General features: G+C 45.0%; 3 protein-coding genes. 1 reads left to right on the top strand and 2 read right to left on the bottom strand.

What is annotated here, in order from left to right; genetic code table 11:
* Positions 1 to 137 precede the first annotated feature (137 nt).
* Both fusA and radA read right to left on the bottom strand, forming a co-directional pair.
* Positions 138 to 2,225 (bottom strand): elongation factor G, encoded by a 2,088-nt coding sequence (gene fusA, locus OW495_RS15880; RefSeq protein WP_017106964.1) that lies wholly within the window; start codon positions 2,223 to 2,225, stop codon positions 138 to 140.
* Between the two features lie 234 nt (positions 2,226 to 2,459).
* Entirely contained in the window at positions 2,460 to 3,842 is a 1,383-nt protein-coding gene (radA, locus tag OW495_RS15875; RefSeq protein WP_017106963.1) for a DNA repair protein RadA, read from the bottom strand.
* A 161-nt stretch (positions 3,843 to 4,003) separates the two neighbouring features.
* Between radA and OW495_RS15870 the strand changes: the two genes are divergently transcribed.
* Positions 4,004 to 6,352 (top strand): PilZ domain-containing protein, encoded by a 2,349-nt coding sequence (locus OW495_RS15870; protein ID WP_017108779.1) that lies wholly within the window; start codon positions 4,004 to 4,006, stop codon positions 6,350 to 6,352.
* Positions 6,353 to 6,433 lie beyond the last annotated feature (81 nt).

The following is a 6,433-nucleotide window of genomic DNA, read 5'->3' as shown; positions in this document are numbered from 1 at the left end:
CTCGCATCTCGCATCTCGCATCTCGCATCTCGCATCTCGCATCTCGCATCTCGCATCTCGCAGTATGTTACAAGTAACAAAAAGCCCCGCAAGCTTTCACTTGCGGGGCTTTTTTAGTTAATTTAGAAAAGGGCTAATTACTTACCAGCTTCTTTTTCTGCTTTAACTTTAGCGATTACTTCTTCTGCCACGTTCATTGGACATGGAGAGTACTGTGCGAATTCCATAGAGAATTGGCCACGGCCTGAAGTAATTGTACGTAGGTGACCGATGTAACCAAACATTTCTGAAAGTGGTACGTCAGCTTTAATACGAACGCCAGTTACGCCAGCTTGTTGATCTTTGATCATGCCACGACGACGGTTAAGGTCACCGATAACATCACCAACGTGATCTTCTGGAGTAAATACGTCAACGTTCATGATTGGCTCAAGAAGTTGCGCGCCAGCTTTAGGCATAGATTGACGGAATGCACCTTTCGCTGCGATTTCAAATGCGATTGCAGATGAATCGACTGCGTGGAAACCACCATCGTAAAGTTCAACTTCAACGTCTAGCGTAGGGAAGCCAGCTAGTACGCCGTTTTCCATCATGCCAGCAAAGCCTTTCTCAACAGCAGGCCAGAATTCTTTAGGTACGTTACCGCCAACAACTTTTGAAGAGAACGTAAAGCCAGAACCAGGTTCGCCAGGCTTGATACGGTAATCGATCTTACCGAATTGACCAGAACCACCAGACTGTTTCTTATGCGTGTAGCTATCTTCAATTGCTTGAGTGATAGTTTCACGGTAAGCAACTTGAGGAGCACCAACTGTTAGGTCAACGCCGTAAGTACGCTTAAGGATATCTACCTTGATGTCTAGGTGAAGCTCACCCATACCTTTCAGGATAGTTTCGCCAGTTTCTTCGTCAGTTTCAACTTGGAAAGATGGATCTTCTGCAACCATTTTACCGATCGCGATACCCATTTTCTCAGAACCGCCTTTATCTTTTGGAGATACAGCGATAGAGATTACTGGAGTTGGGAAAACCATTGGCTCAAGCGTTACTTGATCTTTAGGATCACATAGAGTGTGACCTGTTTGCACGTTCTTCATACCAACGATCGCAATGATGTCACCAGCTTGTGCGCTAGTTAGTTCGTTACGGTCATCAGCTTGCATCTCAACCATACGGCCAACACGCTCAGTTTTACCTGTGAATGAGTTAAGAATCGTGTCGCCTTTGTTCAATTTACCAGAGTAAATACGAACGAAAGTTAGAGCACCGAAACGGTCATCCATGATTTTGAATGCAAGAGCTTTAAACGTTTCTTCAGTAGAAACGATAGCGTGCTTACCAGTTTCTTCACCGTTCTCGTCCATTAGAGGTTGAGGATCAACTTCAGTTGGAGAAGGTAGGTAATCTACAACAGCGTCAAGGATGATTTGAACACCCTTGTTCTTGAATGCAGAACCACAGTAAGTCGGGAAGAACGCTAGGTCACGAGTACCTTTACGGATACAACGCTTGATGTCTTCGATAGAAGGCTCTTCACCTTCCATGTAAGCTTCCATTAGGTCATCGTCTTGCTCTACAGCAGTTTCGATTAGCTCTTCACGGTATTGCTCTACGTCGTCTACCATGTCCGCAGGAACATCTAGGATTTCGTAGTTTTCAGGAAGACCAGTGTCATCCCAAACGTATGCTTTACGGCTTAGAAGGTCTACAACACCCACGAATTCATCTTCGCGGCCGATTGGTAGAACCATAACTAGAGGAGTTGCGCCTAGAACGTTTTTAACTTGGTCAACAACGTTGTAGAAATCTGCACCCATACGGTCTAGTTTGTTAACGAAGATCAGACGAGATACTTCTGATTCGTTAGCGTAGCGCCAGTTAGTTTCTGATTGTGGTTCAACACCACCAGAACCACAGAATACACCGATACCGCCATCAAGTACTTTAAGAGAACGGTATACTTCAACTGTGAAGTCAACGTGTCCAGGAGTATCGATAACGTTTAGACGGTGACCGTTCCAGAAACAGCTTACAGCTGCTGATTGGATAGTAATTCCGCGCTCAGCTTCCTGTTCCATGAAGTCAGTAGTTGATTCGCCATCATGTACTTCACCAGTCTTGTGGATCTGACCAGTTAGCTTAAGGATACGCTCAGTGGTAGTTGTTTTACCCGCATCAACGTGCGCGAAAATACCAATGTTTCTGTATTTCGATAAATCTGCCATTGTCTTACTCTGTTAATAGGATATAAAATGCGCGCAGAGTATATCACAATCTGTGAGGACTGATAGCTTTGCATGCATTTGGGACTAAAAAACTTTGCCTTTTCGTAACAAAAACGAAAAGGCAATCTGTAGAAACAATCTAAATGATTGTTAGGTTTAGTGCTAACCTAAAGCGCAATTAGCGTTCAAGTTAGACTGATTTTCTGCTGTATAGAGTAGCTGAAGTGAGCTCAATTACAACTCATCAAAAGCATTAATTGCCTCTGATAATTTTTTGACCCCGTGGATCTGCATTCCAGGAATGCCGCCTTTAGGCATGTTCGCAGCAGGCACTATCGCCCTCTTAAAACCATGCTTAAACGCTTCATTCAAACGCTCTTGTCCACTTGGTACTGGTCGAATCTCACCCGCAAGGCCTACTTCACCAAACACAACCACATCTTTCGGTAGTGCTCGGTCTCTAAAGCTAGAAAGTAATGCCATCACTAATGCTAGATCTGCGCTGGTTTCGGTTACTTTAACACCACCAACGACATTCACAAACACATCTTGGTCAGCCATTTGTAAGCCGCCATGTTTATGCAGCACTGCTAATAACAATGACAGTCGATTTTGCTCAAGACCAACCGCGACACGACGCGGGTTTGCCAGCTGCGAATAGTCCACCAGCGCTTGGATTTCAACAAGAAGTGGACGCGTCCCTTCCCAAACCACCATCACTGAACTGCCTGAGGTTTCTTCTTCACCGCGAGACAAGAAAATAGCGGATGGGTTGCTGACTTCTTTAAGGCCTTGACCTGTCATCGCAAACACACCAAGCTCATTCACCGCACCAAAACGGTTCTTGTGACTGCGCAGCGTTCTAAAGCGGCTATCGGTTCCGCCATCTAACAACACGGAACAGTCAATAATGTGCTCAAGTACCTTAGGGCCAGCCAGTGTACCGTCTTTAGTTACATGTCCAACTAAGAACACAGCAACGTTATTCTGTTTCGCATAGCGCGTTAGTGCGGTTGCTGACTCACGAACTTGAGCAACACTGCCTGGCGATGATTGAACATCAGCGACATGCATAACTTGGATCGAGTCGATAACCATTATCTTAGGTTGCTCTTTCTCGGCGACCTGACAGATTTTGTCTACGTTGGTTTCAGAGAGCATTTTTAGGTGCTCTTTTGGTAAGCCAAGCCGAGAGGCACGCATCGCTACCTGCTGTAAGGATTCTTCCCCAGTGACATAGAGAGTCGGTAATTGCGAAGAAAGCTGACACATGGTCTGCAGTAACAGGGTTGATTTACCTGCACCGGGATTACCACCGATCAGAATCGCAGCGCCAGGAACGACACCGCCACCAAGTACACGGTCGAGCTCTTTGAAGCCGCTACTAAAGCGAGGGACTTCTTGCAGGTCAATCTCAGAGAGTGTTTGAACCGAAGATTCCGTTGTGCCACCCGCGTAACCACCACTGAGTCGTTCATTACGCGCAACTTGAGGTGAAGCCGCTAGCCTAACTTCTGTAATCGTGTTCCAAGCACCACATGCATTGCACTGTCCCTGCCAACGCGGAAAGTCAGCACCACAGTCATTACACACATAAGCTCGTTTTGCCTTAGCCATAAAACCTCAATAATTTACTCAGTTACACAATGATGTTGTCAATTTGTGACTTATTTGACCGTACGGGTGAAAATAAAAGTTGCAGTCATACCACTTATACTTAAAGATCGATTTAAACTAGTCGATAACATTAACGTACCGTCCATTCTAACAAGAAAAGTATGCAGCAATCTGAAATTCTATCTGTAGCAGAGCGACTCATCCCAGCCTATCACGCTGAGGATTTCGACTTCCTTCTTTCTCAAATGACAGAAGGTGAATCCCCGTCTCTGAAATTGCTCGTTAAAATGGAACTGAATCGTATCATGGCTCCGTGTACAAAGAGCATTGATTTACGCGGACGTATTGATAATGAGTGCCGTCAATTTACTCTCGATGGACGTAAACACTGGCTTGATGATATTGCGTTAAATGCGTATCAGCGTGGTACCAAAAAATTTAAAGGCTATACCGAAGGCACGTGGGAGCTAGTCATGACCCCGCGAACTCAGCCGCTTCGTAATATTGTTAAAACGTCTTCCCAAGACAACAACGACATCACCAGTGCGAATAGCCCTTATGAAGCCGAAGCCATCAACCTAGGCTATGACCTAAAACGTCAAGAAAACCGACTCAAGATCAGCTCTCAGGTTGAGATCACCACATCTAAAGGTCAAAGCCTACACGGTGTGACAGTCGACATTTCGCCTTCGGGTGCCAAATTCAAAGTACCAAGTGCCTTTAGATATAACCTTGGCGAAATCATTGAAGTAAAATTCACAGAGCTTGTTGAGAAGTCTTTGGAGACAGACAGCAACGACATCGTGGAGTTTCGAGTGCTGGGCATTGACGAGTCTTACGAAAATAATGCCGTTAAGTTCCTGAGAACGATCAAGATTGGCGATTCAAGCCTCGTTGCTCGCTTGCTTGATGAATCTTTGAATAGCTCTAGCAAGAAAACCAGTCACGAGAATCAAGACCGTTTTATTCGAACTCGTACTCGAGGCATCGAACATACCTATCTCAAACACACCTGCAACCTTCCGCTGTTCTTCAGTGGTAGCGAACTTAAACTGGCATTGCTAACCGATAATAACCATCCATTGTGGCAATACTGGCATGATGAGCGAAACCAGCAAGCGCTAGGGACTCTATTTAACGAGCAACGCATGAACCTGCTTGCTAAGCCTGGCGTTAAAGGCACAAGTAACGTCATCTATTCGTTTACTCATGAACATCAAAATAAGACTTTGTTCTATTCGATGATGCTACCAGAAGCCTCTCGTGAACAAAGACAGCTGTTTTGGCACATAGGTGGCAAACGCACCAGTTGGAAAGCGTTTAAGTTCTCGGTATTCGAACTATCGGATACCGAAAGACAAGCCTTAGCCAAGCACTCGGATACGCTGGCTCAAAGCTCAGCACAACTGACGCATTGTGGAATCTTGCAAGAGATTGGCGACCACGAAAGCGCGGCTGACTATCTATTGAGTGAAAAACCGCGCATTCCAAGCAGTGAACTGAACCGCTTCCGTCACCCGCGTTCTGTAGTAGGCAATATTCAAAGTATCTACTTTGACTCTCAAACTCGCCGTAAAGAACCGAGATACCAATTTAAATCGCCGCTGCAACTGACCTCTCAAGACGGAGCGGCTGCGAATGGAAACACCTTAGACATTTCTAAACGTGGTCTTAGCGTTACCCTTGAACACCCAATGGTTTTGAAGATTAATGACCCTGTGTTGGTGAACTTCAATGAGCTGCAACTCTATGACAAAAAGCTACCGCTCAGTACGGTTCCTTATCATGTTATTCGAGTAAGCCCCAACGGTCGTAATGTGCAATTGGTTATCGCTGAGAACGCCAAAACAATGCGTACCATCGCATTCTTAAATGGCCTGATCGATCAAAACCAAAGCAAACTGGTTAAGAAACAAGAGATATTGCCAACCCACTCGCTCCTTGAATCTCTGCATAATATTCTGTTGAGCAAGATGGTCAGTAACCCAATATTCATTGATAAACCAAGCTCAACACTACGTTGTAAGATTATTGGTGTGAACTTCCCGCTGAATAAGCATCTAGCGCTGCTCGCTAAGCTTGGTCACAACCAAAAGTTTTCACTGGAACCGATTTTCAAAGGCCACTCTAATTCGCTATTGGCGGAGCCACTGAAAAAGATTCAAGGTGCCGAGCCTAAACATCATGATGTGTACATTGCTGCGGTTAAATTTGGCGACAAGATCCAATCTGTACACACTAAATTGGTCAAAGATTTCGCGTCTGCAAAAGAGCGCATCTTATTCATTAAGAAGGCACAACATTTAGGTGATGTGTATGTATTGCGAGTTACGACAGCGCCTATCTTCAATCCTTTGACCAGCTTGTTCCAGTCAGACTTAGAAGAGTTATCTCGAATCAGTATGCATCAAGCGAAAAAACTAGAGAACGAAATTACCGCTTTTATCGGCTATGGCGAGATAGAAGATATTACTGATGAAGTGCTGATTCGATTAGAGCTGACTCGCTAATCAAAGCCTCTGGACTATCGGCCTAAGTCATCCATGTTCCAGAGACAAAAATAAAAAAGCAGGCTCATCGCCTGCTTTTTT

It is taken from the genome of Vibrio sp. 14N.309.X.WAT.E.F5 (assembly GCF_030397615.1).
Classification (GTDB): Bacteria; Pseudomonadota; Gammaproteobacteria; order Enterobacterales; family Vibrionaceae; genus Vibrio; species Vibrio lentus.
This window is presented reverse-complemented; position numbering and strand designations above follow the sequence as displayed.

Coding starts and splice junctions, on each gene's coding strand:
- fusA (WP_017106964.1), bottom strand. CDS start 2,225: ATGGCAGATTTATCGAAATACAGAAACATTGGTATTTTCGCGCACGTT.
- OW495_RS15870 (WP_017108779.1), top strand. CDS start 4,004: ATGCAGCAATCTGAAATTCTATCTGTAGCAGAGCGACTCATCCCAGCC.
- radA (WP_017106963.1), bottom strand. CDS start 3,842: ATGGCTAAGGCAAAACGAGCTTATGTGTGTAATGACTGTGGTGCTGAC.